This window comes from Reinekea marinisedimentorum (assembly GCF_004341165.1).
GTDB classification, from domain to species: Bacteria; Pseudomonadota; Gammaproteobacteria; order Pseudomonadales; family Natronospirillaceae; genus Reinekea; species Reinekea marinisedimentorum.
In genome coordinates, this window is sequence record NZ_SLZR01000005.1 from 203,410 (window position 1) to 229,448 (window position 26,039).

The 26,039-nt window shown below is 49.1% G+C and carries 18 protein-coding genes; 11 read left to right on the plus strand and 7 right to left on the minus strand.

From position 1 onward, the window contains the following. Positions 1-117 precede the first annotated feature (117 nt). Both BCF53_RS08110 and hmuQ read left to right on the plus strand, forming a co-directional pair. On the plus strand, positions 118-993 hold the full coding sequence (locus BCF53_RS08110) for an SMP-30/gluconolactonase/LRE family protein (RefSeq protein WP_132701215.1): 876 nt from the start codon (positions 118-120) through the stop codon (positions 991-993). A gap of 60 nt (positions 994-1,053) precedes the next feature. Continuing rightward, the gene (gene hmuQ, locus BCF53_RS08115) at positions 1,054-1,356 is read left to right on the plus strand and encodes a heme-degrading protein HmuQ (protein ID WP_132701216.1); all 303 of its coding nucleotides are present in this window, start codon (positions 1,054-1,056) and stop codon (positions 1,354-1,356) included. A 27-nt stretch (positions 1,357-1,383) separates the two neighbouring features. Here hmuQ and BCF53_RS08120 read toward each other — a convergent pair whose 3' ends face one another. Further along, positions 1,384-2,274, minus strand: a complete 891-nt coding sequence (locus BCF53_RS08120) for a LysR substrate-binding domain-containing protein (protein ID WP_132701217.1) — start codon at positions 2,272-2,274, stop codon at positions 1,384-1,386. A gap of 126 nt (positions 2,275-2,400) precedes the next feature. On the opposite strand from BCF53_RS08120, the gene BCF53_RS08125 reads away from it, so the two are divergent. Together BCF53_RS08125 and fghA are read left to right on the plus strand one after the other, a co-directional pair. After that, positions 2,401-3,522 carry an S-(hydroxymethyl)glutathione dehydrogenase/class III alcohol dehydrogenase gene (locus BCF53_RS08125; RefSeq protein WP_132701218.1) on the plus strand — a complete coding sequence of 374 codons (1,122 nt, stop codon included), beginning with the start codon at positions 2,401-2,403 and terminating at the stop codon, positions 3,520-3,522. 19 nt (positions 3,523-3,541) lie between these two features. Further along, positions 3,542-4,378, plus strand: a complete 837-nt coding sequence (gene fghA, locus BCF53_RS08130) for an S-formylglutathione hydrolase (RefSeq protein ID WP_132701219.1) — start codon at positions 3,542-3,544, stop codon at positions 4,376-4,378. 59 nt (positions 4,379-4,437) lie between these two features. Here the strand turns inward: fghA and BCF53_RS08135 are convergent, their stop codons facing one another. From BCF53_RS08135 to BCF53_RS08155, 5 genes are all read right to left on the minus strand, one after another. Continuing rightward, positions 4,438-4,746: a DUF1272 domain-containing protein gene (locus tag BCF53_RS08135; RefSeq protein WP_132701220.1), complete on the minus strand. Its 309-nt coding sequence runs from the start codon at positions 4,744-4,746 to the stop codon at positions 4,438-4,440. 221 nt (positions 4,747-4,967) lie between these two features. Continuing rightward, a complete protein-coding gene (locus BCF53_RS08140; RefSeq protein WP_132701221.1) occupies positions 4,968-5,378 on the minus strand; it encodes a GFA family protein in 411 nt (136 codons plus the stop codon). Between the two features lie 356 nt (positions 5,379-5,734). Beyond that, a complete protein-coding gene (locus tag BCF53_RS08145) occupies positions 5,735-6,352 on the minus strand; it encodes a LysE family translocator (RefSeq protein WP_132701222.1) in 618 nt (205 codons plus the stop codon). 243 nt (positions 6,353-6,595) lie between these two features. Then, a complete protein-coding gene (locus BCF53_RS08150) occupies positions 6,596-8,743 on the minus strand; it encodes a cellulase family glycosylhydrolase (protein WP_132701223.1) in 2,148 nt (715 codons plus the stop codon). A 77-nt stretch (positions 8,744-8,820) separates the two neighbouring features. Then, entirely contained in the window at positions 8,821-11,697 is a 2,877-nt protein-coding gene (locus tag BCF53_RS08155; protein WP_132701224.1) for a glycoside hydrolase family 9 protein, read from the minus strand. Positions 11,698-12,388: 691 nt separating this feature from the next. On the opposite strand from BCF53_RS08155, the gene BCF53_RS08160 reads away from it, so the two are divergent. Next, positions 12,389-16,369, plus strand: a complete 3,981-nt coding sequence (locus BCF53_RS08160) for a beta-1,3-glucanase family protein (protein WP_132701225.1) — start codon at positions 12,389-12,391, stop codon at positions 16,367-16,369. Between the two features lie 395 nt (positions 16,370-16,764). Here the strand turns inward: BCF53_RS08160 and BCF53_RS08165 are convergent, their stop codons facing one another. Then, positions 16,765-18,408: an Lcl domain-containing protein gene (locus BCF53_RS08165; RefSeq protein ID WP_132701226.1), complete on the minus strand. Its 1,644-nt coding sequence runs from the start codon at positions 18,406-18,408 to the stop codon at positions 16,765-16,767. A 447-nt stretch (positions 18,409-18,855) separates the two neighbouring features. On the opposite strand from BCF53_RS08165, the gene BCF53_RS08170 reads away from it, so the two are divergent. The 6 genes from BCF53_RS08170 to BCF53_RS08195 all read left to right on the plus strand — a co-directional run bounded on the left by BCF53_RS08170 (position 18,856) and on the right by BCF53_RS08195 (position 25,272). Further along, positions 18,856-19,953 (plus strand): adenosylhomocysteinase, encoded by a 1,098-nt coding sequence (locus BCF53_RS08170; protein WP_207902674.1) that lies wholly within the window; start codon positions 18,856-18,858, stop codon positions 19,951-19,953. A gap of 102 nt (positions 19,954-20,055) precedes the next feature. Continuing rightward, positions 20,056-21,903, plus strand: a complete 1,848-nt coding sequence (ilvD, locus tag BCF53_RS08175) for a dihydroxy-acid dehydratase (protein ID WP_132701228.1) — start codon at positions 20,056-20,058, stop codon at positions 21,901-21,903. Between the two features lie 488 nt (positions 21,904-22,391). Continuing rightward, positions 22,392-22,829, plus strand: coding sequence for an NUDIX hydrolase (locus BCF53_RS08180; protein ID WP_132701229.1), 438 nt, complete (start codon positions 22,392-22,394; stop codon positions 22,827-22,829). A gap of 23 nt (positions 22,830-22,852) precedes the next feature. Then, positions 22,853-23,590: an FRG domain-containing protein gene (locus BCF53_RS08185; RefSeq protein WP_132701230.1), complete on the plus strand. Its 738-nt coding sequence runs from the start codon at positions 22,853-22,855 to the stop codon at positions 23,588-23,590. Continuing rightward, a complete protein-coding gene (locus tag BCF53_RS08190) occupies positions 23,587-24,660 on the plus strand; it encodes a DUF262 domain-containing protein (protein ID WP_132701231.1) in 1,074 nt (357 codons plus the stop codon). Before BCF53_RS08185 ends, BCF53_RS08190 begins: the two co-directional genes overlap by 4 nt. A 99-nt stretch (positions 24,661-24,759) precedes the next feature. Continuing rightward, positions 24,760-25,272, plus strand: coding sequence for a hypothetical protein (locus tag BCF53_RS08195; RefSeq protein ID WP_132701232.1), 513 nt, complete (start codon positions 24,760-24,762; stop codon positions 25,270-25,272). Positions 25,273-26,039 lie beyond the last annotated feature (767 nt).

Sequence of the window (26,039 nt, forward strand, 5' to 3'; positions counted from 1 at the left end):
CGATACTTGCAGCGATCCATTTAAACGATACCTTTTTGTCGGCGGGGTTTATCGAAAACCTAAGGCTCGGTTCTTCCGGGCGTTGTTTATTTTGAGCCAACAATTTCAGGGCAGTGCATGCAAACCTTCGCAAAACTGAACATGCAACTGGGCGAATGCCCACGCTGGAACCCGCACGATGCACACTGGTACTGGGTAGATATTCTCGGTCGCAAACTGTTTCGATCAAACGGCAGCTTGCTAAACCAACGCGAACTCCCCTTTACCCCCGCCTGTTTCTTCTTTACCGAACAAAACCAAATTCTAGTCACGGCGGATAGCGGCATATATCTGCTGGAAAGCTTTAGCGCAGAACCGGTTTGCCTGACAGAAGCCAGCCAGCTACCACAAGGCCACCGTTTTAACGACGGCACCGCGACACCGGATGGCCGCTTCATCGCCGGCACACTGCTCGATGGCACCTCCAAAACAGGCGTCAGCTATGCAGGCCAGCTGACAGGAATGCAAGCGCTGCAGCTGACCGAACGGCTTGAGCGTTACACCATCATCAATGGCCAGTGCTTTTCACCCGATGGCGACCGCTACTACGTTGCAGACTCACCTGAATGCGCCGTATGGCAATACGACTACGACAAAAACAGTGGCACGCTCCACAATAAGCAGCTCTTTTATCAGTTTGAACGCGGGCAGGAATTCCCCGATGGCGCCGCCACCGATGCTAACGGCAACTACTGGGTGGCACTGTACGGTGCCGGAAAGATTGCGGTTATTTCCCCTCAAGGCGAGCGGTTAAAAGAGGTCTGCGTGCCCGTCAGTCAACCCACCATGGTTGCCTTTGGCGGCAGCCAGGGTGATGAGCTGCTGATCACCAGCGCGGCGCAAACACTGAACGATGCCCAGCTGAGTGAACAGCCTTTGGCCGGCAGTGTTTTCCTGCTGAAAACCGACACCACCGGCAGCGCCCAGCCTTTGCTGAAACACCCTACAAATTGACCGATTTACCGGCACCGGAATTCAGCTAAGCTCTATGGATTCAAACCAACGGAGAGTGCCATGTATATTGTAATGAACCGGTTCAAAATTAATCCGGGCTTTGAAGCAGACTTTATTGAAATCTGGAAGAACCGGGATTCTCACCTCAGCAGCGTACCCGGCTTTAAAAGCTTTCATCTGTTAAAGGGTGCCAGCGAAGCAGACCACACTCTGTTTTCCTCGCATGTTATCTGGGAATCTAAGCAGGCGTTTGAAGACTGGACGCAATCCGAAGCCTTCCGCAAAGCCCATGCGAATGCCGGTTCACGCAAAGAAATCTATGCCGGCCCACCCAAGCTTGAGTGCTTTGAGGCGGTGGTTTAGTTTTCTGCACCCAGCAATACATTGATGTTATGCGGACGCCGTAGGCTCAGGTTGCAGCTGTTGCACTAAAAAATCGACCAGCAACCTGACCTTCGCCGGCAAATGCCTGCTGCGCGGGTACAGCGCCCAAATGCCTTCCTCTTCCGGCTGAAAATGCTTCATCAGCTCCACCAGCTTGCCGGATTCTATGTGGTCTCGCACGTAATAATCGGGCAACTGCACCAGCCCAAGCCCCTTCAGGGCGGCATCCACTAAGGCCAAGCCACCATTGGTTCTGAGGTTGCCACTCACCCGCAAAGCCCGCTCCTGACCGCCCTCTCTGAATCGCCAGTAATCGAGTGTGCCCAGCAAACAATTGTGATGCTGCAGTTCACCGAGAGAATGCGGTTGACCATAGGTGTTCAGATACTCAGGGGAAGCACACAGAAAAAGCTGACGGCTCGCCAGGCGGCGCGCCTGCATACTGGAGTCTTCCAACTTACCCAGCCGGATGGCCAGGTCGAAGCCGCCCTCAATTAAATCGAGCTGCTGGTTTGTTAATTGGCATTCCAGTTTTACCTGAGGGTGCAACGCCTGAAAATCATTCAGCAGCGGAGAGATATGCCCCTCACCAAAGGTAAAGGGCGCAGTCAGGCGTATTAGACCTGTGGCCTCAAGGCTCAGTGAGCTTAACGCCAACTCAGCTTCTTCCAACCCATCCAACAGCGGGCGACAGCGCTGATAGTAGATTTGCCCGGCTTCGGTGACGGATATTTTCCGGGTTGTGCGATGCAGCAGCTCGGTTGACAAGCGCTCTTCCAACGCTGCAACCTGACGGCTGATCTTCGCTACCGAGATATGCAGCCGCTCTGCCGCTGCGGTAAAACCCCCGCTTTCCACCACGGCAACAAACTCTCTTACGCCTTCCCATTGAGCCATTATTGCATTCTCGCAAAAATAAATTGCAATTTAACAAGATTATAGTCGAACGTAAAAATATTAGTATGAACAGCACGCTCCACCGGAACCAAACCGGGGTTAAGCCACACACCAGAGGATAAACTCATGACTGAAGCCATTAGCTGTAAAGCGGCGGTTGCCTGGAAAGCAGGTGAACCACTCTCTATCGAAGAGGTGGTCGTTGCGCCACCCAAAGCAGGGGAAGTTCGCGTTAAAATTGTTGCCACCGGCGTTTGCCACACCGATGCCTTTACGCTTTCCGGCGATGACCCGGAAGGTGTGTTTCCCGCCATTCTGGGCCACGAAGGCGGCGGCATTGTTGAGTCGGTGGGTGAAGGTGTCACCAGCGTTAAGGTGGGCGACCATGTGATTCCCCTGTACACCGCTGAATGCGGTGAATGTAAATTCTGCAAATCCGGTAAAACCAATTTATGCCAGGCAGTTCGCGCCACTCAGGGCAAGGGCCTGATGCCGGACGGCACCACCCGCTTTACCTGCAAAGGCGAACCCATCTATCACTACATGGGTTGCTCCACGTTTTCTGAATACACTGTTTTGCCGGAAATTTCGTTAGCGAAAGTAAACACGCAAGCACCGCTGGAAGAGGTCTGCCTGCTGGGTTGCGGTGTTACCACCGGCATGGGCGCGGTGATGAATACCGCCAAGGTGGAAGAAGGCGCATCGGTCGCAATCTTCGGTTTAGGTGGCATCGGCCTTTCTGCCATTATTGGCGCCACTATGGCAAAAGCCAGCCGCATTATTGCCATCGATATTAACGATTCAAAATTTGAGCTGGCGAAAAAACTGGGTGCCACGGAGTGCATCAACCCGAAAGAGTACGACAAACCGATTCAGGACGTGATTGTTGAACTGACCGACGGCGGCGTTGACTATTCGTTTGAATGCATCGGCAATGTCGATGTGATGCGCTCGGCGCTGGAATGCTGCCATAAAGGCTGGGGCGAATCGGTGATTATCGGCGTCGCCGGTGCCGGGCAGGAAATTTCCACCCGCCCCTTCCAGCTGGTGACAGGCCGGGTCTGGCGCGGTTCGGCATTTGGCGGCGTTAAAGGCCGTTCAGAGCTGCCGGGCATTGTAGAAGATTACCTGGCCGGTAAGTTTGCGCTGAGTGATTTCATTACCCACACCATGAGCCTGGAAGACATCAACGAAGCATTCGATCTGATGCACGAAGGCAAATCGATACGCTCAGTCATTCATTATTAACAGCGCGAGGTTAGCAGACGTGGAACTGATCAGTCAGAACAAGGTGTTCGACGGTTGGCATAAGCAGTACCAACATCCATCCGAAGTATTGAGTTGCCCCATGCGATTTGCCATCTACCTGCCGCCCAATGCGGCGCAAGGGGAAAGGGTGCCGGTGCTGTACTGGCTTTCCGGTTTAACCTGCAGCGATGAAAACTTTATGCAGAAGGCTGGCGCTCAGCGCATTGCGGCGCAACTGGGCATCGCCATTGTTGCGCCCGATACCAGCCCCCGTGGGGACGACGTTGCCGATGAAGATCGATACGACCTGGGCAAAGGGGCCGGCTTTTATGTCAACGCAACCCAGGCGCCCTGGAGCACGCACTACCGCATGTACGATTACATAGTGCAGGAACTACCCGCGCTGATTGAGGCAAACTTTCCCGTCTCTGCCAGCAAGGCGATTTCCGGTCATTCGATGGGTGGCCACGGAGCACTGACCATCGCGCTGAAAAACCCGGGCATGTTTAGCTCAGTTTCGGCGTTCAGCCCCATTTGCAATCCGCTTCATTGCCCCTGGGGGCAAACGGCTTTTAGTGCTTATTTGGGTAACGATCGCGAGCTGTGGAAACAGCATGACGCCAGTGAGTTGATGAAAATTGCCCACGGTGAGCAAACGGTTGCGCTGGTCGATCAGGGCGAGGCAGATACCTTCTTAGCCGAGCAATTAAAGCCTGAAGCACTGCAGGCGGCGGCACAGCAAAGTCAGTACCCGCTGACACTGCGCATGCACAGTGGTTATGATCACAGCTACTACTTTATTGCTTCATTCATTGAGGAGCACCTGCACTTTCATGCCGAAAGGCTGTTCGCTTAACGTTGCCCTACTTGCCCGCATAAGCGGGCTTCTTAATGCCCGCCAGCTTAACCAAACCCTTAACGCGCTTGGGGCGCAATATCCTTCAGGCTGTCGCTGAACGCCTTCAACTCTGCCAGTGTATAGGGTGTATGTACCCTTTTTGTGGAGGCCGGCTGATGCTGCAGCGAGGTATTTTGCCGGTGCGCAGTAGCAGGCCGCACCGGGCGACTGGTAAAACCACCACCGCAATTCGGACAGACGTTATTCAATACGTTTTCAACGCAACTTCGGCAAAAGGTACATTCATAGCTGCAGATGCAGGCTTCGGTGGCGCTGGGTGGCAGGTCTTTATCGCAGGCTTCGCAGTTGGGTCGCAGTTCTAACATAAGGTGTAGTAGCTCAGACTAAATCTGACAGTTTTAGCCATGAAGCTAGACCAAGCCATACAGGTCTAGTTTCCGAGCTGTAACTCATTCCTGGACAAAAGCGCGTTATCTACCTTCGTTCAAAAATAGGCTACATGATGCAACGCTTTTGTAAACGGCGAGCGACGCAGGAGTGAGTCCAGCGGAACACCAAAGGTGTGTAGCGGTGTTTGACAAACTTGTTATGTGATGCGATCTGCCGGGTGATTGACACCATCATAAGTTGGTATACCTTTCAGTTTCAGTGGATTAATGCCCTCTAAACAGGCGATATTAAACCCATATTGACTTGGATTAGAGCGCCGCTGATGATGAGTATAAACCCCGCAATTACTACAAAAATAGTGCTTTGCCGTTTTAGTATTAAATTGATAAAGCTTAAGTTTATCTTTACCTTTTAATATGTTTATTCCACTAAGAGGAACAGAAGCCACAATAGCGCCTCTTCGCCTACAGAGAGAGCAATCACATCTTCGAAGATCAATTAGTCCATCTGGTAAATCTAACTCAATCATCACCGCCCCACAGTGGCAAGAAGCCTTATGGACAGGGTTAATTTTTACTCCATCTATTTCATTAACATCATATGACATTGTTCAAATCCATTTTTCACATAACAGAGGAATGTACGGACCGAGCCGGCAAAGCCGGGTCCGTACATTACTTTTTATATTGTTCAAAATTTCACCTAATATTGCCTAAATTCAGAATCTTAGCAATAGGAGTTAAAGCAATTCCTTGTTAATAATACGGATCCTCGGGTCTGTATATCACAAACAATAAAGATCGGATTAGGTGAGAAGTTGAACAGTGGTATATCCGTTGTTTTGGGGCAGAAATGAGGTAAGCGAACTGTCAAATCAGGTCGCAACCTGTTTTAAATCTTGTCAAATAGAGTCTGAGCTACTGCACATAAGGGTATCTTCTGGGTTTGGGCCTGGGCTTGGGCTTAAACCTTATCGCTCATCGCTAGCTTAAGTCCTAGCGCAGCAAAACTGGAGGCAAAAAAACGCTGAACAATAATGCTTGTCTTTTCAGACTTTACGATCAATGCACTGAAAGACCCAGAAAGAAAACCGTACACAATAAACACCAAAAACGTCATTAACATGAATACACCGCCCAGCAGGATCATATTAATCAATACACCTTCGGCTGCGTCGGGTAAAAACTGCGGTAAAAAAGCCAGAAAGAAAATAGATAACTTCGGGTTCAAAATATTTAAAAGAAAACCCTTCGATACAATGCCGGAGTAGGTGATATTTGATTGCCCTTCATTAAATGAAAGCGCAGCAGATGAACGCCACATTTGCCATGCTAAAAACAGCAGATATACCGCGCCCGCATATTTAACAATCTGGAATAACAGTGCACTGGTATGAAAAATAGCGGCCAGTCCTAATGCACTGGCCAGCAAGGCTGGAACAATACCCAATGTACAGCCCAGCGCTGCAAAAAAACTGGCTCTTTTACCGACAAACAAGCCTGTCGTCACGGTATATAAAACGCCCGCGCCCGGTATTAAAACCACCACCAGGGAAGTAACTAAAAACTCTATAGAAATCATTTGGTCATCCTTTGGTTAGAGCAAATGACGAAGCCTTTCCATTTAGGCTATCGCAATATAAAACCTTTTCAATAACAACTCGGAAGTACAGTTCATCCTTGCTTTTTCACTCAGAACCGTAACAAAAAAATCCAATAACATCTCTGTTATTGGATTTAAAGTTTCCCGCCCTAACCAGGCACCTGGGCATAAGTACCAGACTACAGGCGGGTATCTGCTTTCAATACAACTCGGTTCCGGCTATTACAAACCTGTACAAACGGGGCTTACGTAAGCAGAGCTATAAGCGCCCTGCAAACCAAAGCTCGCGCTGGCACCTGCGGCCAAACTACCGTTGTAAGTCAGGTTGCTCACAGTAAGTGTTGAACCGCCGTCTTCAAAGCTGGCGTTCCAGCCGCTGGAGTACGACATGCCGTCACCCAGTTCTATCTCAACACCCCAACTACTAACCGCTTCGGCGCTGTCGTTAGTCACCGTCACCTGTACCACAAAGCCGCTATCCCAGATGTTTTCACTGTCGATGCTGCAGCTGAAGCTGGTGACGTACGGCTCAACCACGTTCAGTTCAACGCTGTCGGTTGCATCCAGAGCTTCGTCTGTGTCATCCAGGGCGGTCACTTCCAGGGTATAGGTTCCTGCAACCGATGGCGCGGTGACCGTTGCCGAGGTGCTGTTCGAAACCACTGCGCTGATGCCATCCAGCTGATATTCAAAACCCGTGGCGTTTTCCAGTGCTACGCTGATTTCAAATTCTGCGCCGGTTTCAATTTCATCGCTGGCAGAAGGTGAAGAAATCGAAATTTCAGGATAGGCGGTTAACGCGTAAACCGATTCCAGTGTTAAAGAAGCGGCAACATCCAGCTCATTACCATCGGAGTCGATCGTTTCCAGCGTTACCGTAAAGGCACCTTCGGATGACGGTGCTGCCACTGTCACTGAACTCGCATCGGTTTCTGTAGCGGTATAGACACCCTCTACATAAACGTTCACGCCGGCAGCCTTGGTGGTTGAAAAGCTGATGGTAAACGCTTCACCCGCCAACACTTCATCGTTATTGTCAGGCGAAGAAATTGAAATAGAGGTGCTCTGTGCCGCCAGGTATTCATTCAGGCTGACACCCGTGTCGCTGCTACCCAGCGCCACTTCATGGTCAAGAGAAACAAACATGCCATCGTCATCCTGCCACAAAGCAGACTTCAACAGCTCATATTTATCTTCATCCCAGGTTGACCAGTCATAGTTCCACAAACCGCCCGTGTCACCCGAGTTCGGGTTCATACACCAGAAGGTGTGGTGCAAACCGTATTCAATAATGGTGTCGCGCAGGGCATACATCCAGGCCAGGTTGTCCTCATCATCCATGTAGCCGCCCCACTCGCCAATCAACAGCGGAGAGATGCCTTCTTCATGAATGTACAACCAGTTGTCGTGCCAAACGTCGTCGTACAGCGTGTCTTTATCGAAGCCATCATAGAACCAGCTTTGCTTGTAAACGCTTGGGCCGTAATCGTGCGGGGAATACATAAACTGCGCCTGATAGGCATCGTTTTCCAGTTCAACCGGCAATGTAGCCACACCGCGCAGGTTACCGCCCCACCAGTTGTTGTAATAACCGTCTTCAGAGTCGGTACTCCAGGTCACGCCATCGGTTGGGAAGGACTCAATACCTTCACACATAACCAGCATATTTGGGTTTTGATCCAGAACGCGGTTAGCTGCGGTTTCGCAGGCGTATTTCCAGTTGTTTTCATCGGTAGACTCATCCCACTTGGCCCAGCCGTCGTCAGTCCAGGGCTTGCCGTGTGGTTCATTTTCTAAATCCATTGCGATGATCGTATCGTCATCGGCATAACGCGCCGTAATCCACTCCCAGGTATCGTAGAAGTCATCACTGGTGAATTCGTCGTCGTACCATAGTTCTTCAAAATGGCCGGAGTTATCGGCCTGAGCACTGTGCACATCGAGCAGGATTTTCAGACCAATCTGGCGCGAATAATCGAGCATGGCGTCAAACACTTCCAGCGAGGTTGCACCATCCAAATCCGGGTTAACAGCGCCATTAATGCTCGGGTAAAAATCGGTGCCGTTTTTCCATTCATAAATGAGCTCGGTAGAAATCGGGATACGCAGAATGTTAATACCGCGGTCAGCAATTTCTTGCAGGCTCTCTTCCAAATTAACCGACCATAAGCCATGCAGAACGCGTTCAGTACAGTTAAAGCCAAACCAGTTTGCACCCGTCAACCAAACAGAGTTGCCATCGGCATCGACAATCTGGTTGCCTTCAACATGCAGCCAGTCATCACCCGGCTGAGCATCGGCAGCAAATGCCAGCGAGCCGGCAACAGCGAACGCACAGGCGACAACGAGTTTTTTCTTTGAAAACATCATCAGAAGGTTCCTTGTAAAAAAAAGGAGCAAGCACAGATGTGCTTGCTCAAACCATTGTTAAAGGGGATTAACAACAATTACTCGACTGAGCAGGTCGGCGTGGTAATTTCACCGTCGTAGCTGCCTTGCATACCAAAGCTGGTGTTGCCACCGTTGGCAGAAAGGTAGCCGTTGTAGGAAACGTTAGACGCGGTTAACGAATAACCATCGCTGGAAACCGTCACGTCTGAACTCCAGCTGCTAACGATCGAAACCGATTCGTTAAACTCAATGGAGACTTCCCACTCTTCAATGTCTGTAGAACCGTTATTGGTCACAGTAATGCCATTCAGTACGAAGCCAGAATTCCAGGTATCTACCGATGTAATTTCACAAGTGATGTCGTCGGTGCTTGGAACCGGCTCAACCACTTCTTCCACAACGGTCAGCGTTACAGAGTCTTCTGCAGAATATTCAACGTCATATTCATCGGTTGCCACAACCGTGATTACAACCGTTGTTGCATAGTCTGGCATGGTCACGTAGGCAGTGCCGTCACCAGAAAGCGAATCAACCAGCTCGCCATCCAGGTAAACATTGGCACCTTCAGCGTTTTCAACATCCACGGAAACAGCCACAGAAGAGCTGACTTCCACTTCGTCGTAATCGCTCAAACCACTGATGGAAACCGCCGGTACGATAGGCGCATCCACACTGACAGAAACCGTTGCAGGTGAAGAGACTTCGCCTTCGTTATCGGTCGCAGTGTAAGTAAAGCTGTCGTCACCGTAGAAGCTGTCATCCGGTGTGTAGATTGCCGTGTTGCCGGAAATACTGACGCTGCCATCACTTGGCTCCGATGCAATGGCATAAGAAGCGATAGAGCCGTCTAAGTCTTCCGCTGACAGCGTAATGCTGACAGAAGTGCCGTAGGCCGTCGTTGCGTCGACATCATCAGCGGATGGTGCGCAGTTTTCATCGGTATCTAAGCAGCCGCCGTCTGGCTCTTCACCCCAAACCAGCTCGTCACCGTCATACAGCGCAATAGCTGTGGCTTCGGTGTAACCGTTGCTGTAGTCAGAATCCCAGCTTGGGTCATCGGTGTTATCCCACTCGGCATCGTTAGAGGTGGTAGGCAGAGACATACGGAACTGAACTTCTTTCTGCGAATCGCTGGCGCTGATCGGCGAAATTTCAACACCGTCGAAATCAACTTCTACGTAGTAGATGTTATCGCTCCAAAGCGTGAGATCACTCACTGAAGAAGCCTGGCTGTATGCTGCGGATACGGTAATGTCATCCAGAGAATAGCCCGCATCAAATTCCGATGTTAAATCTACGAAGTAACGGAACTTCAGATCATCGGTCATGCGTGAAGGCCACGCCGTGTGGTTATAGGTAATGGCAGCAATTTCAACGTAGCGGTTGCCGCTGGAGTTTACCTTCGCTTCAATGTACAACTCGTTGTCGCGCTCTTCTACAGCCGGGAATTCATCGTCTGAAATCGCATCGCCGCCGAAATCGAGCCATAAACGGGCCGCAGCACCGGTGAACCCGGCGTTATAGTCGGTTGCCACTTCGTTGAGGACGTAGTCGGTACGATCGTTTTCAAAACCATCGCTGGAATCCGGACCACCCACCAAAGCACCGACCAGCGTGTGACGGTTATCCGTTGGGTTGGTTGAGCTGTTCGCCCAGGAACCGTGCGCAGTACGGTGGTGAGGTGAAGTTGGGTAGGTATCACCGTAACCGATCTGGTAAGACATGTTCATCGGGTTATCGCCGAGGATATATTCCATCTGTGACACGGCGAAATCGTAATAGGTAGCCGCATTATCGAGATCATCGCTGTCAGCATCGGCCTTGCTGTTCAAAAAGTCAGAATAGATCAATGCCAGGAAAGATGTGTTAGCTGCGTAACGTGCCGCACCCCAGGTATCAAGATAGGCCAGGCCGCCATCGGTATAGGAAACCTGCGCGCCGTCGTAGCCGACTGTCCAGTAATCCAGCCAGCGCTCGGCATCGGCTTCGTATTCTGAAGAGTCGTAACCATCCAGTTCACTGGTTAATTTAGCCAGCAACACGTAAGAGCCATAACCTTTGTCATCCCAGGCGTGGGTCCAGGTGTAGGATTTCAGCGTTGTTTGGCCTTCAGTGTTCAGACTGTCATAAGCGCTGATGGCTTTTTGCAGATAGCTCTCATCGCCGGTAGCGCGGTACAGCCAGATGGCACCCCAGACCAGTTCGTCCTGATAGCCACTCCAGGAATTATAGTAAGCAGACGCATCGGTGATCGAATCAGAATATTCGCCTAAATAGGTTTCAGCGAATGAGTACAGCTCTTCGGCGTGTTGCAGAAGCTCTGCGGCGTAATCCGCATCATCATCGGCAAACACCATTGAAATCGCTGCCAGCGCTGCGGCGGTTTCACCGGCTAAATCAGAACCCGGATTGCTGGCATCAATTTTGTAACTTGGGCGATCCATCGTCATCACTTCAGCAGAACCCCACCAGGCGTGATCGTAAGACCCATTACCCACCTGCCCGTACAATTCATTGGTGCCGGTATGCGCCTTAACGAAATAGTCGGCGACGAATTTCAGGTTGTTCTTGATATGTTCCAGCTGACCGGTACCAGCGTAGGCATCACGGTATTCAACCACACCCATCGCCAGCATGGTGGCTGAAGAGGCCATGGGGAAACCAAACTTAACGTGGTCACCGGCATCGAACCAGCCACCTTCCAGGTCAACACTGTTGTCCGAGCCATCGTCTGTTGCAGCATCACCGCGCCACTCTACACGGTTCCAGTCCGGCAAGGTGCCGCTCTGTTGTGCTTCGTAAAAATAAATAGACTTCTGGAGCACTTCACCATAGTTATAGGCCAGAGCAGACATCGATGTGGCAAGACCCACCGCTACGACCAGGCCCTTCTTCAGGCACCTTTTAATATTCACTGTTTCTTTCCGTTTCATGTTTATAAACCCCGATCGGTTAAAGTGTGTGAACTGTACGGCACAAAGTAACTTCGTCTTTTAACTGTAAAGCCAACAATTACACCAAATAAAATTTAAGTGACTTATTACTTTGAATAGTTTGATTTGCGAATTTCAAGAATTGCAGAGCTATAAAAACATCAAACGCTATATATTCCATATTGGATTTATTTAGAATTCAACAACAGGTCACACTATCGGGGTCATAAGTCATAGAAACCGACTGTGGTTCACTGTTTTAATTTGAATCACGTCAAAAATTAAAAATATCTGAAAAACCTATAAAAACCGGATATTTCGCATATTAATGGCTAAAATCAAGGGAAATATAAAATCTTTAAAATCCAACAACATGAAGTTGAAATAATCATATCAACTTGCGTATAACGATCCCGAACGATTGGTCATTTTTACAAAAAACATAGAAAAACCAGCGACCACCACGCACAATCGTTTTGACAAACCTCACACATTCAGACTTATTCCTAAATAATTCAGAATTAATACCAACTGGTTCAACCTATCAAACACGATTCATCTCTAACCTGAAAATGAACTGCAATAAATCCGTATACATGAGCCTCATTGCTTTAGTGGCTTACGCAATTGATGTGCGCTCTTAATTTTTAAAATCCGGTTCTAGCGACAAAAACGAAATGGAGATTTAACCGTGAACAAACCCATTAAAATGCAACCACTGGCGTTCAGCATTGCACTGATCTCTGGTGCTGCGCTGAATCCACTGATTGCGTCCGATACGCTGCCCTACCAGTTTGTGGTCAGCCCCTACTCTGAGTACAGCGCCGATGAAATTTATGTTGCCGTCGTTGGCTATCAGGACGGTGGCTACGCATTCATGGATTTCGATAACGATTTCGAGATTAATCAGATGGATGCCAGCGACAACACCCTTTCCGGGGGTGATGGCTATAGCTACATAGATATGTTCAAACCACTGAGCGAGATTGAAGACCAGACCATCCCTATGCCGGAGCTTTCTTCGGTGCGCATGTACATTGGTTTTGGCAGTCCGCTCTATATTCGCTACGACACCATTGCGGACTCCGGCGGTTACGTTGCGCCGACCATCAATAACGAGGGTGATGCCAACTATGGCCTGCGCTTTGAAATAGTAGAGCTGACTTACAATGATTACGGTCTTTGGACCAACACCACCCGGGTTGATTCGTACCAGTACCCGATGGGCATCGAGGTTTGGGGCAACAACGGCTTCTATAAACGGGTGGGCGAGTTGCTCACGCACGATGAAATTGTCACCGCCTGGCAAAGCATGACCAATGAAGAGTATCAGTTTGAAAATCTGTACCTGGTCGACGGTGATTACGACATTATTCTGAACCCATCTCACCATGAAGATTTCAGCACTAACGGCCAGTACGAAGACTATTTCGACGACTATGTGAATGCCGTCTGGACACGTTACAGCAGCGAAAACCTGTGTCTGAGCATCGGTGAAGCCGGCAAGTGGGTCGGTAAAGTGAACAGCGACAACGAGTTTGTATTTACCGAGTACACCGACAGCTACACCGATGAAAACAGCGGTTGCAGCAATGTTTCTGTCACAGCTGACGCGATGATTTCCGATGCGCCCAGTACCTATGAAATTTTATCTGCCAGCGGCGTACTGGCCGAAGACGTTTCCGAAACGTCGGATACCGACAACGATAAAAATATTCAAAAGCACTTCTCCGCTGGCTTTAACCGGGGCGTGATTGATCTCGATGCAGGCTACGATGAGTGGATTAGCTGGGACGACGCCGAGAGCTTCTTCAATAACAGCTACTACGGCGACAATAACTACGTTGAGTTCTGGCACAACGAAGACATCAGCTTTGAAGGCGAAACTTACGCCTTTGCTTATGACGATGTGTTCGATTACTCATCAACCATTCACACCACCGACCCGGAAGAGATTCAGATAACACTCGGTGGTTTTGCCGCCGATGAATACGTTGCAGCCACCGCCATTGAGCTTTCGTGCGAGTCACTCACGCTCACCACCGGCAGCAGCACCACACTGACTGCCGAAGTAGAACCCGGCGATGCCAGCAACAGCACCGTGGTGTGGTCGAGCTCTAACAGCAGTATTGTTTCCGTTGACGACGGCGAAATTACCGGCATCGACACCGGCAGTGCAACCATCACCGCCAGCTCTTACACAGAAGATGTCAGTGCCAGCTGCGTGGTCACCATCGCTGATGAGGTGGATGAGAACTTCATTGAGCGCATTGAAGCTGAAGACTACACCGATATGTACGGCGTACAAACGGAAACCACATCGGATACTGATGGCGGCGAAAACGTCGGCTGGATTGACCCTGATGACTGGATGGAATACAGCATTGATGTTCCGGCCAGCGGCACCTATCAGCTGAATTTCCGCTTGGCATCACCGTACAGCATTGGCTCGTTCAATGTCCTGACAGGCGATGAGGTTCTGGCTTCGGTCAGTGTCGATTACACCGGCAGCTACCAAAGCTGGGTAACTCAAAGTACAGAGGTATACCTGAGCGAAGGTGAACAAACGCTGACGATTTATGTCACTGGCGATGGCTGGAACATTAACTGGTTTGAAATTTATTCGACTGATGATTCCGGCTCATCTGCTGACGACTCAGCAAGCGATAGTACCACTGAGGAGAGCGTAGATTCTGGTGAACCCACTGACGAAACCACAGAGGAGGATTCTTCAGTTGATGACTCCGCAACAGACAGCGCGCTCGATGATGCCGATTCTGTGCAAGATACCGAAACAACGGGAAGCTGCAGCTTCGAATACAGTGTGGTAAACGCCTGGAACAGCGGTTACGTTGCCACAGTGACGGTCACCAACAACAGCACCAGTGCTGCGACCGGCTGGAACATGTCTTTGAATTACAGCGACGATACAAGCATCAATAGCAGCTGGAATGCTGACGTTACCGGTACTGCGCCTGACTATAGTGCCAGCAACCTTTCATGGAATGGTGCTATCGGCGCTGGCGAAAGTATTTCCTGGGGGCTACAGACCAGCAGCAGTACTGACTACGTTTTGCCGTCGGTCAGCGGCAGTTGTGAAGGTATTGAAACAGACAGCAACGATGACGTCACGAACGATGACAACTCTACGGATGATGGCTCTACGGATGATGGCACCACTGACGATGGAGCCACTGACGACAGCACTGAATCCAGCGGCGACTGGTCGTTAATCTGGCAAGACGAATTCGATACCGATGAAATCGATACCAGCAAGTGGGATTTAGAAGAAAACTGCTGGGGTGGCGGTAACAACGAGCAGCAGTGTTATACCGATCAGGAATCGAACGCCTACATAGACGACAGTATTCTGTACATCACCGCAATTAACGAAAGCTACACCGGTGCTTCAGCAAACGAAGACGATGCCAGCTACGATGCCAGCAACACCACGACCCTGCCATACACCTCTGCCCGGTTGCGCACTAAAAACCTGGCCGATTTCAAATACGGCCGATTTGAAATCCGCGCCAAGCTGCCTTCCGGTCAGGGCACCTGGCCAGCCATCTGGATGCTGCCAACCGACTATGTTTACGGTACCTGGGCAGCCTCCGGTGAAATCGACATCATGGAAGCGGTCAACCTTGGCACCGAGTCGGATGCCAGTGACGCAGAAGACGGAGAACTGGAGCGCCGCGTATACGGCACCCTGCACTACGGTGAAACCTGGCCAGACAACGTCTATTCCGGCACCAACTATGAACTACCAGACGGCGAAAGCCCGGCCGATGACTTCCACGTTTATGCGATTGAATGGGAAGAAGGCGCCATTCGCTGGTATGTCGATGGCGTTCATTATGCCACCCAAACTTCAGACAGCTGGTACACCCAGTATGAAGATGAAAACGGCGATACCGTTAACGGCGAGGGTGCAGCACCCTTCGATGAATACTTCCACATCATCATGAACCTGGCCGTTGGTGGCGATTGGGCTGCTAACGTTAACGAAACCGGTATTGACTCTACGGCTTTCCCGGCGCAAATGGCGGTTGACTATGTGCGCGTTTACGAGTGCAGCGCCGATCCGGACACTGGCCTGGGCTGCGCCACAGAGAGCGACGATGCCGAACTGGTAGAGGGTTACACCGCACCGGAAATCATCACACTGGACGAGGACTTTTTAAGCACACCTCTGACGATGATTTATGAAGACTCCCTGGATGACAACCTCTACTTCCAGAGCTACAACCCGGATGGCACGATCAGTTACAGCGAAGTGGCAGCCGATGATCACGGCACGGTATTACAGATCGACAAAACCGGCACCACGGGCAATGTTTATCTGGCAACAGGTACGGATGCTGACTTCAGCGATTGGGTCGAAAATGGTGCTATCGTCTTTGATATGCGCGTACTGAGCAAAGCCGATGACGCTGAGTTTTTAATTAAGCTAGACAGCGGCTGGCCTTATGTCAGTGACTACAGCGTCGCGTTACCATCCGATACCGAATGGGTGGAAACCACCATCATGATCAGCGACATTCTGGCAAACGATAACAGCTACTCTGCAGGCAACTACGCAGACATTACATCGATCATCAACCTGTTAGTACTGGAGCCCACGGATGAAATGAGTATTCAGCTGGATAACATTCGTCTGGAGGAGCAGTAAGAGCAGTCTAACACTTCATTAACAGACTGATCGTCAACTCACTTACTTAAACCGATGCCGCAAGCGACATCGGTTTCAGACTGCTGACAAAGCTATCGCAGTCTTCGAGACGGTGAAAAGGTAGCTCCTAAATAGACGTCGAAAACATGGCGGTCCGACGACTCGGTGTTTTCGTCGAGCGTATCAGGTGGTCCGGCATTCCGGCGATACTTGCAGCGGTCTATTTAGGAGCTACCTTTTTGTCGGCGGGGTTTATCGACAACCTGAACCGGTCACAAGCCCATCCAAAGCATTCTGCCTTCAGGCAAATGAGCATCGCGGTCGGTGTAATAACGAGGGCCAAAAAAAAGGTGAGCACCGTTGCCAGTTACTCACCTGAGGAAAGAAGGGTAAAACTATTCGCAGCTTACGCTCACCGAGGGCAGTTCATAGTCACCGGAAGTCGTTGCCTGTACACCCCAGGAAACACTGCCGCCTGAGCTGACTTCGCCATTCCAGGAATAGTTGGTTGCCAGATAACTGGGTGCTGTTCCGGATAGCAACGCATTCCAAACATTATTGACCTCTGTACTGTCGCTGTATTCCAGATTGACTTCCCAACTGCTGATCGCACTGTCGCTGTTGTTAGTAACAGTGACTGTGGCAACGTAACCGCTGTTCCATTCGCTTGTTACATCGTAATCCACTGAGCAACTGGCATCGGTTGCCGTTTCAGTTGTTTCCGTCGTCACTGTTGATTCTGTACTTTCTTCCTGCTCAGAGCTTTCCTCCTGCTCAGAAGCAGTATCATCGGATGCAACATCATGAACGCAACGAACATAGTTGTAACCACGCTCTTCATCGCAGGCAAAATCTGAACAGCCGGTACCATCATTCGCATCTTCAGGGTATTTAGGGTCACTTCGCTGAGCACCCGCGCCGTGGTAGTCATAATAAATGCCATCACCCGTATCGCTGTTTGCATAAGAGTACGCCCGGCCGAATGCGATGTAACTGCCATTCATTGGGAAATCACCAATGGTTGTGCTGGACCAGAACCAACCGTAGTCACCACCATCGCCATAGATGTTATCGATGTCATAGTCTTTATCGAATGTGATCTCAAAGTAGTCGGTATCGATAGCCGGAACTTCCGTTGTACCGTACTTAACAATGCTTTGAAGCTCTTTATTATTGGGCAGGCGCCATTCGGTATAACCCTCTAGCTCCAAATTTTCACAATAATCCAGCGCATCCGGCCAACTGTAAGTTTCGCCACCGTCGCTTTGCTGCCACATCAGGTCTGTTGCGTTATCAGTGACAATCGTTCCGTTATCATTGACAGAAAAATCATTCTCACCATAGTCATCGCCCCTTACGCAGCGAACATATAAACCACTGGGGCTTGAATCTTCAGAATAAGATTTAATATGGCCATCAGCAAAGTTAAAACCTAAAGCAGCCCAATAACCGGCTTCGCTGTCGCTTGCATCATTAGAGCCTGCAACCATATTGATCAGATACTCAGTACTCGACCAAAACTGAGTGGCAAATGGCTGAGCTGAATCGTAATCAAAACCAAAATAGTCTTCATCGATATAAGGCACGCTATCCACATCCGGGTCTGTAGACATCGCGCCATCAAAATCTGAAATGGAATACAACTCTTTAATAGATGGAAGTCGCCAATCGTCATAGCCGCCGGTCGTCTGCGACTCGCAATAGGCAATTGCTTCATCGAAATCGTACTGATCATCCGCCTGATCATATTGCCACATTAGGCCGGTATTATTATCGGTAACCACGGTAAGATCAGAGCTTGTTGTGTAGTCAGCCTGAACCGTCTCGTATTCAGCATCCTGGCCTACATATTCAGACCCACAAGTGATCTCTTCTCCATCAAGGTCGAAACAGCTCGACTGCATGGTATCTACCACAACATAATCTGAAGTCGTTGCCGTTGTATCTGCAGCAACCACCACACTCGTTGAACCAACTGCACCAGCCAACGCGAGCAAACGCATTGAACTAATGAGAGGTGACATAATATTTTTACTCATTACTAAATCCTTCGTTTATAAAGCAATATATAGAAATAAGATCACTGCATAAGATCAAAATTTTTTTGCCAGTGGATAGTAACGAGCGATTGAGAACTAAAGGCGCATATAAAAAGAACTCTTCAAGCAGTGCGTATTTGTATGAATCTTCTCTCAAAAATTTTGGGCTTCGTTCAGGTTTCACCTGTAAGAAAGCACTAAAAAAAATAGGGGTCAGTGCCTCAGGTCACACCAAACTGGTTTAGCTGATCGCAACGCCCAAAAGATACTTCGTAGAAGAAGTGCGTTGATTCAGCTTCGTTAAACGGCAGACAGCCGATGCCTGCTTATTATTCCAACCTGCAACTACGCAGACAGAGAACGCTTTCCCCCTTGCCGATCCAAACAATGCTCGATTAACAACCCCTAAGGTGGCAGAATCAAAAAAAACTGACCAACGAGATAAGTATGGATCTGCAAAAGCAAATTGACTGGCAATTCACCCATATGCCGCGCACCCGCGCAGCGGTGGAAAGCCTGGGTGACTGCAGCGGCAAGCGTCTGGCCGCCTGCACCCACCTGGATCAAAAAATGATCACCTTCTACGAAGGCTACCTGAAAAAGGGTGGCGAGCTGTTTTTAACCACCTGCAACCCAACGACGGTGCGCGATGAAGTGGTTGAATACCTGGTGGAGCGCGGTGCCGAGGCCTGTGCCTGGAAAGACATGAGCGATGCCGACTGGAAATTCTCGTTTCAGAAAGCACTGCAATGGAAGCCAGACTACATTTGCGAATTCGGTGGCGACCTGACCACCGCCTACCACGAGAGCGAAACCAGCGCGCCACTCATTGCCGGGCTGGAAGGCACCGGCTCGGGTGTTTCCCGTTTACAAAAGCTAAGCCTGCAATACCCGGTGTTCAACTGGGATGATCTGGCCGCCAAAGAGGGCCTGCACAACCGCCACATGGTTGGCTTAACCACCTGGCAGGCGTTTATGGAGCGCACTCACCTTTCGCTGCATGAAAAGAAGGTACTGGTCATTGGTGCCGGCTTGGTGGGTCAGGGTGTGGCCGCTTCAGCACGCGCCTTTGGCGGTACAGTGAGCATTGCCGAGATCGACCCGTCGCGTCGCCTGCTCGCCAGCTACGATGGCTGGCCAATGGTCAACCTGGAAGACGCCATTGGCAGCGCCGATATTGTGGTCACCGCTACCGGTGTAGCCAATGTGGTTACGGCGCAGCACCTGCAAAAGCTGAAGCACGGCGCCTTTGTTTTAAACGTGGGCCATGTTGCTGATGAGATCAATACCAGTGAGCTGGATAAAGACAGCGCTATTGAGCCGGTACCCGAGGTCTTTGAATACCCCTGCGCCAACGGCACCTTCTACCTGCTTTCTAACGGCGCTATGTTCAACCTGACCGCCGGTTATGGCGATTCAATCAATGCCTTTGATGTTTCACTGGCGCTGATGACCGCAGGCGTTGGCCATATTCTGCGTGCCGGCAGCAATTTTCAGCCCGGTTTGCACCTGCTGCCGAAGCCCGCCTGGGAGCCGGTTCTGTAAGGTCTGTCACCAAAGCAATACCAAGTTGCACAAATCTCACTTACGCCCTGCTGCTAAATGGTTAGAATAACCGCTTTAAAATAAGCAGCAGGGATTTTACTCATGCCTCAATATCGCTCAAAAACCTCTACCGCTGGTCGTAATATGGCCGGTGCCCGTTCTCTCTGGCGTGCCACTGGCATGAAAGATGACGACTTCAGCAAACCGATCATCGCCGTAGTAAACAGCTTTACTCAGTTTGTTCCAGGCCACGTTCACCTGAAAGACATGGGCCAGCTGGTCGCACGCGAAATTGAAGCCGCCGGCGGTGTTGCTAAAGAATTCAACACCATTGCAGTCGACGACGGCATCGCCATGGGTCACGACGGCATGCTCTACTCCCTGCCTTCACGCGAAATTATTGCCGACTCTGTTGAATACATGGTTAACGCTCATTGTGCAGACGCCATGGTATGCATCTCTAACTGCGATAAAATTACCCCGGGAATGCTCATGGCCTCTATGCGCCTGAACATTCCGGTTATCTTCGTTTCTGGCGGCCCGATGGAAGCCGGTAAAACCAAGCTGTCTGAAAACAAACTCGACCTGGTCGACGCCATGGTGATTGCAGCCGATGATTCTGCCAGCGATGAAAAAGTAGCGGAATACGAGCGCAGCGCCTGCCCTACCTGTGGCTCCTGCTCTGGCATGTTCACCGCCAACTCCATGAACTGCTTAACCGAAGCCATCGGCCTTTCGCTGCCGGGCAACGGCACCCTGGTTGCAACTCACGCAGACCGTAAAGAACTGTTCCTGCAGGCGGGTCGCCGCATTGTTGAACTGTGCAAGCGTTACTACGAGCAGGAAGACGAATCTGTTCTGCCGCGTTCTATCGCTTCGTTCAAAGCCTTTGAAAACGCCATGTCGCTGGATATCGCCATGGGCGGCTCCACCAACACCATTCTGCACCTGCTGGCAGTGGCGCAGGAAGCCGGCGTCGATTACAACATGGGCCACATGGACGACCTTTCCCGTAAGGTGCCCCAGCTGTGTAAAGTTGCGCCGAACACGCCTAAGTATCACGTTGAAGACGTACACCGCGCGGGCGGCATCTTCGGCATTTTGGCCGAGCTCGACCGCGCCGGTTTGCTGCATACCGATGTACCCACCGTACACACCGCCACCATGAAAGAAGCCCTGCAGCAGTGGGACATCATGACCACCAACGATGCCGCCGTGAACGAATTCTACAAAGCAGGCCCTGCCGGTATTCCTACGCAAACCGCCTTCAGCCAGGCCACCCGCTGGCCAACGCTGGATGGTGACCGCGCTAACGGCTGTATTCGCTCAATTGAACACGCCTTCTCACTGGAAGGCGGCCTGGCGGTACTGAAAGGCAACATCGCTGAAAGCGGCTGTGTGGTTAAAACCGCCGGCGTTGATGAAAGCATTCTGGAATTTAAAGGCCGCGCACGCATCTTTGAAAGCCAGGATTCCGCCGTAAAAGGCATTCTGGACGATCAAATTGAAGCAGGTGACGTTGTCATCATCCGCTACGAAGGCCCTAAAGGCGGCCCAGGCATGCAGGAAATGCTCTACCCAACCAGCTACCTGAAATCTAAAGGCTTGGGCAAAGCCTGTGCCCTGCTCACCGACGGCCGCTTCTCTGGCGGCACCAGTGGCTTGTCTATCGGCCACTGCTCACCGGAAGCAGCCGCAGGCGGCGCGATTGGCTTAATCGAGGAAGGCGACACCATCCTGATCAACATTCCAAAGCGCTCCATCGATGTCGACCTAACAGCCGAGCAACTGGCCGAACGCCGCGCCGCTATGGAAGCCAAAGGCAAAGCCGCCTGGAAACCTGCGGAAAAACGCGAACGTAAAGTGACCAGCGCATTGAAAGCCTATGCCCTGCTGGCCACCAGTGCCGATAAAGGCGCAGTGCGTAACACCGAGATGCTGGAAGATTAAAGCCAGACGGTTTAGCTACTCACCGAGCATTTAACGAAGCTTGGTTTGTAGCAGTATTCATAACGGGAATTCCTGAGAGGGGGTTCCCTTTTTTTTGCTGGGTCTGTTTAGCGCAGCCTAAACGACAAGCAGGCAATCACTTAAATTCTCACGCCAACCATGACTTGAACTCCTAAATACCCGTTAGTTGAGCCGCAAAACATCAGAATTTCCCGGGTTTTGCCGCATGAGCGGTAAAACATGGCGCGCAGTTCATTTTGTATGCGGTACTGGTACCGGCTAAATATTGAACACTGCATGAACAAAGGCCTGCAGGCGCGGCAGTATTCCGGTAAAAACCGCTGACGCGGCTTTTTGTGGATATTCAAATTGACAGGTTTTGCTCTAAGTTAGAGTATATGGAGAGTGGCTAGAATTTAATCACGGGGAAAAGCCGCTCTGGAAAAAGCCGCTTGAGCGGCAGAATAATCTGTTATAGCTAAAAAACTATGAATAAAGCATGTCCATTAGTCATTAGAAAAAATAATGAGCAATATGAATTTCTTGCTTTCGAGCACCCATTGGCTGGCAACCAAATTGTTAAAGGGACAATTGAAAGTGGAGAGTCACTCGAAGCAGCTTGTGAACGAGAATTGTTTGAGGAATCAGGGCTGGTAGGAAAAGTGGTATCTGATTTGGGCTGTTGGGACGCCAAATTCGAAGGCCAGGTTTGGGGATTCTGTGAAATAGAATTAGATAGCACACCAGCAGAACGATGGGAGCACTCTTGCCTAGATGATAATGGTCATACTTTTAGATTTTATTGGCAGGCATTAGATAGCCAGTTGGACGAGAACTGGCACCCACTTTTCAAGGGCGCAATTGAGTACGTAAAAAGCGCTATAACAAACACAGGCACGCGACTCGTAAACTCGCGCGTGCTGTAGGCGTTATATTTCAAGGAGAGTAAATGGAAATTAATTCAGTACAAGAGCTCCTTGAGCGACTTGAAGAAATACAAAAAGATCAGGTTCAATCTATCTGGTATAGAGGGCAGGGTTCTAAAGATTGGTCGCTCACCCCTTACTACTTGCGTCTCGATGGTAGGCAGTCAGAGTCAACACTACTAAAGCGTTTCAAGCAAAGTGCTGCAATGCTTATAGAAACCAGTCCAAAAGAGTCATTCGATTGGTTGTTTCTCATGCAGCATTACGGTGTTCCGACAAGACTTCTTGATTGGAGTGAAAGCCCTTTAGTAGCGCTTTATTTTGCAGTAGAAAATATAGAAAAACATGGAGAAGAAGATGGTGCACTTTGGTTGCTTTACCCATCTGAACTGAATAAGCATGCAAGAATAAACAATAAAGAAGAAGAAGGCTTTATTCCATCATTTGATGATGAAGAGCTAGAAAGCTATTCAGTCGAGAGTTTGAAAAGCAATTCACGAATTCAACTGTTTCCAGTGGCCACAATTGCCACTAGAAATAATGCCAGAATTCAGGCTCAACTTGGTGTTTTTACAATTCATCATCACGAAAACATTCCAATTGAGGAGGTGGGAGATAGATCGCATACGTTAAAATTTGTTATTCCTGCGAACTCTAAAGAAAGAATTAAAAATCAATTGGCCTTGTTGGGCTACACGAAATTTCAACTATTTCCAGAGCTGTCTAGTATTGGGGATATCATCAAAGAGGGCATCAAATGAGCTACATAGAAACCTCACCTCTAAAAAATACAACCACAATGCTTATATATGCCGAAAAGGATGAAATAAAATTAGATCCTCCATATCAAAGAATGGGTGATGTATGGCCCCTTGAAAAAAGGCAGCTTTTAATTGATTCGATTTTAAATGATTACGATATTCCAAAGATTTATTTCCATATATATGACAGAGATGAAAAGGCAAAAACGGGAATTTCATATTCAGTAATCGATGGCAGGCAGAGGTTAGAAACGATTTGGAAATTCATAGAGGGCTCTTTTACACTCTCTGATGATTTTGAGTATCAAAGAGACCCAGATATCAAGCTATCGGGCTTAAGTTACGAAGATATTGCCAAGGAATACCCACGCATTCGCATTCAATTTGATTCATTTGTGCTCCCTATTGTCGGGGTTAGCACCGATGATGAAGACCTAATAGAAGACATGTTTTCACGACTAAATGAGGCTGTTCCGCTCAATGCGGCAGAGAAACGGAATGCCTTAGGTGGAACAGTTGTTAATGCTATAAGGGGAATAGCTCAACATGAGTTGTTTTTGAACAGGGTAAAGTTTAAAAATAATCGGTATCAGCACATGGAGGTTGCAGGAAGGATTCTATTAACAGAGCATAGTCTTTCCACAACCAATAAACTTGTAGACACGAAGAAAGCATATTTGGACAGCTTTGTTAAAAAGAACCAGGTAGAAAATCAAGAAGTGGATAACGCTCGCGATTCAGTAATGGTTGTACTAGATGCCATGTCTAACCTCTTCGTTGCTTCCGATGATCTACTGAGGGCGCAAGGTAATATGGTCTTGTATTATCTGATTTTCAAGAAGGCTATTGAGCTAGGTGAAGAATCAAAAATAACTAGAAGAAAGCTAATAGATTTCCGAGAAAAGCTTTATGAAAACAGAAGAGTCGCTGAGAGCGAATATTCTGAGTCTAGTTTTGATTTGTTAGAGTACGATCGGTTGTCTCAGCAGGGCACCAATGATGCCTCTAATATTAGAGAGCGATTTAGAACTTTGGCAGCCGTTATCGGATTGAGTCAAGTAGAAATATAACAAGCGTAAGCAGGCATGGAAAAATTTCCGCTAGTGCTCCAAATTTTCGCCTGTTACGAACATTAAGAGTCGTTAATTCATAAGTGAAAGGAATGAAAAATGAGAGAGCGTATTGAAAAACTGGTAGCTTGGGGTGAGAAGAATGGACTCGAAATCGATAAAGATCTATTTGATATCGAGGCATATGAAGCGGATATAAAGAATGGCTATCCGGTAGATCATGTGTTTGAGGAAGATTTAGGCTGCGCGTTAAGGGAAGTCGGAGTTGGGTTTGAACTTGAGCAAGGTGTTTGCCCGAGTGACTATTTGCCTGAAATTGTTAAGTCTTGTTTTTCGTTAGTTAAAGATGCTGAAATACAAAATATTTCTGTAGATTCAAGTGATGATTGGGAGAGCGCAAGCGTTCAGCTAACACTGGAAGGTGCGGCCGAGTCAATCACCATTGAAAATGTAGATAATTCAGATTGGATACCAGATGAATTATGGATTGCTTTAAAGAAGTTCTCGGAAGAAAAGCTCCCCAAAGTATTGTTTCCATTGAGAGCAGGTGAAACAGTCAATGTTATTTATTTGCCTTCTTCAGAAGTTGCAGTACTGAACGAGCTAATCTAACTCTTAACAATCCAAAGCAGTTCATGCCCACCTAAAACCACTCCGCGGCGGGCATTGGACGCAATTCCGCTGGCGCTCCATTGCGCGACTGTTTAGGGGCATTAAAAGTAAAAGATGAAACTTCAGTGCTGTAACAAATTGAGACGTCCAAAAGTCTCCTTTAAAGCTAATAAGGGGGATTTAATAGGGATCGTTTTTCTTGGTGGTTTTTTTGGAGGGATTCTATTCCTAATAGGATGGCTGACTATTGCACTAATGATATCGGCTATAAGTTCAGGAGACTTTGGTGAGCGAACTTGGACTGGGTCTAGAAGCGGAATGGGATATATTTTAGTCATATTTTTAATTTATAAGGCTACACCTTACTTTTTCAAAATTTTAAGTTTCTTTGTAGATTATAAGCTCCGAGTTAGTAGTACTTGTAGTGTATGCGGTGACAAAGCTGAACATGTTAATCTTCCTTCAAAGGCAGACCCATTTTAACAAACCAAAGCTGTTCACGCCCGCCAAAAACCGCGTTCCGCGGCGGGCTTAGGACTCGTTCACTATCGTTCACTCGCCCCAAAAATTGGGCGTTAGGTTTTTTCGAGAATGAGACGAATTGTATTAACCCTCGTATTCGTTATTAGTGCATTGCTTTTAGTAGCGTTTTTTAGTGTAGATGCTTGCTTTGACGCTGGAGGAGTTTGGAACAATTTGGGCTTAGCTTGTGAGGGCGTAAAACCTGATTTTACTCCTCAATACATGCGCGGGTACCCAATGTTTTG

What these genes read in the sequence shown, in the direction of transcription:
- BCF53_RS08110 (WP_132701215.1), top strand. Translation starts at nt 118, where the DNA reads ATGCAAACCTTCGCAAAACTGAACATGCAACTGGGCGAATGCCCACGC.
- hmuQ (WP_132701216.1), top strand. Translation starts at nt 1,054, where the DNA reads ATGTATATTGTAATGAACCGGTTCAAAATTAATCCGGGCTTTGAAGCA.
- BCF53_RS08120 (WP_132701217.1), bottom strand. Translation starts at nt 2,274, where the DNA reads ATGGCTCAATGGGAAGGCGTAAGAGAGTTTGTTGCCGTGGTGGAAAGC.
- BCF53_RS08125 (WP_132701218.1), top strand. Translation starts at nt 2,401, where the DNA reads ATGACTGAAGCCATTAGCTGTAAAGCGGCGGTTGCCTGGAAAGCAGGT.
- BCF53_RS08135 (WP_132701220.1), bottom strand. Translation starts at nt 4,746, where the DNA reads ATGTTAGAACTGCGACCCAACTGCGAAGCCTGCGATAAAGACCTGCCA.
- BCF53_RS08140 (WP_132701221.1), bottom strand. Translation starts at nt 5,378, where the DNA reads ATGTCATATGATGTTAATGAAATAGATGGAGTAAAAATTAACCCTGTC.
- BCF53_RS08145 (WP_132701222.1), bottom strand. Translation starts at nt 6,352, where the DNA reads ATGATTTCTATAGAGTTTTTAGTTACTTCCCTGGTGGTGGTTTTAATA.
- BCF53_RS08150 (WP_132701223.1), bottom strand. Translation starts at nt 8,743, where the DNA reads ATGATGTTTTCAAAGAAAAAACTCGTTGTCGCCTGTGCGTTCGCTGTT.
- BCF53_RS08155 (WP_132701224.1), bottom strand. Translation starts at nt 11,697, where the DNA reads ATGAAACGGAAAGAAACAGTGAATATTAAAAGGTGCCTGAAGAAGGGC.
- BCF53_RS08165 (WP_132701226.1), bottom strand. Translation starts at nt 18,408, where the DNA reads ATGAGTAAAAATATTATGTCACCTCTCATTAGTTCAATGCGTTTGCTC.
- BCF53_RS08170 (WP_207902674.1), top strand. Translation starts at nt 18,856, where the DNA reads ATGGATCTGCAAAAGCAAATTGACTGGCAATTCACCCATATGCCGCGC.
- ilvD (WP_132701228.1), top strand. Translation starts at nt 20,056, where the DNA reads ATGCCTCAATATCGCTCAAAAACCTCTACCGCTGGTCGTAATATGGCC.
- BCF53_RS08180 (WP_132701229.1), top strand. Translation starts at nt 22,392, where the DNA reads ATGAATAAAGCATGTCCATTAGTCATTAGAAAAAATAATGAGCAATAT.
- BCF53_RS08185 (WP_132701230.1), top strand. Translation starts at nt 22,853, where the DNA reads ATGGAAATTAATTCAGTACAAGAGCTCCTTGAGCGACTTGAAGAAATA.
- BCF53_RS08190 (WP_132701231.1), top strand. Translation starts at nt 23,587, where the DNA reads ATGAGCTACATAGAAACCTCACCTCTAAAAAATACAACCACAATGCTT.
- BCF53_RS08195 (WP_132701232.1), top strand. Translation starts at nt 24,760, where the DNA reads ATGAGAGAGCGTATTGAAAAACTGGTAGCTTGGGGTGAGAAGAATGGA.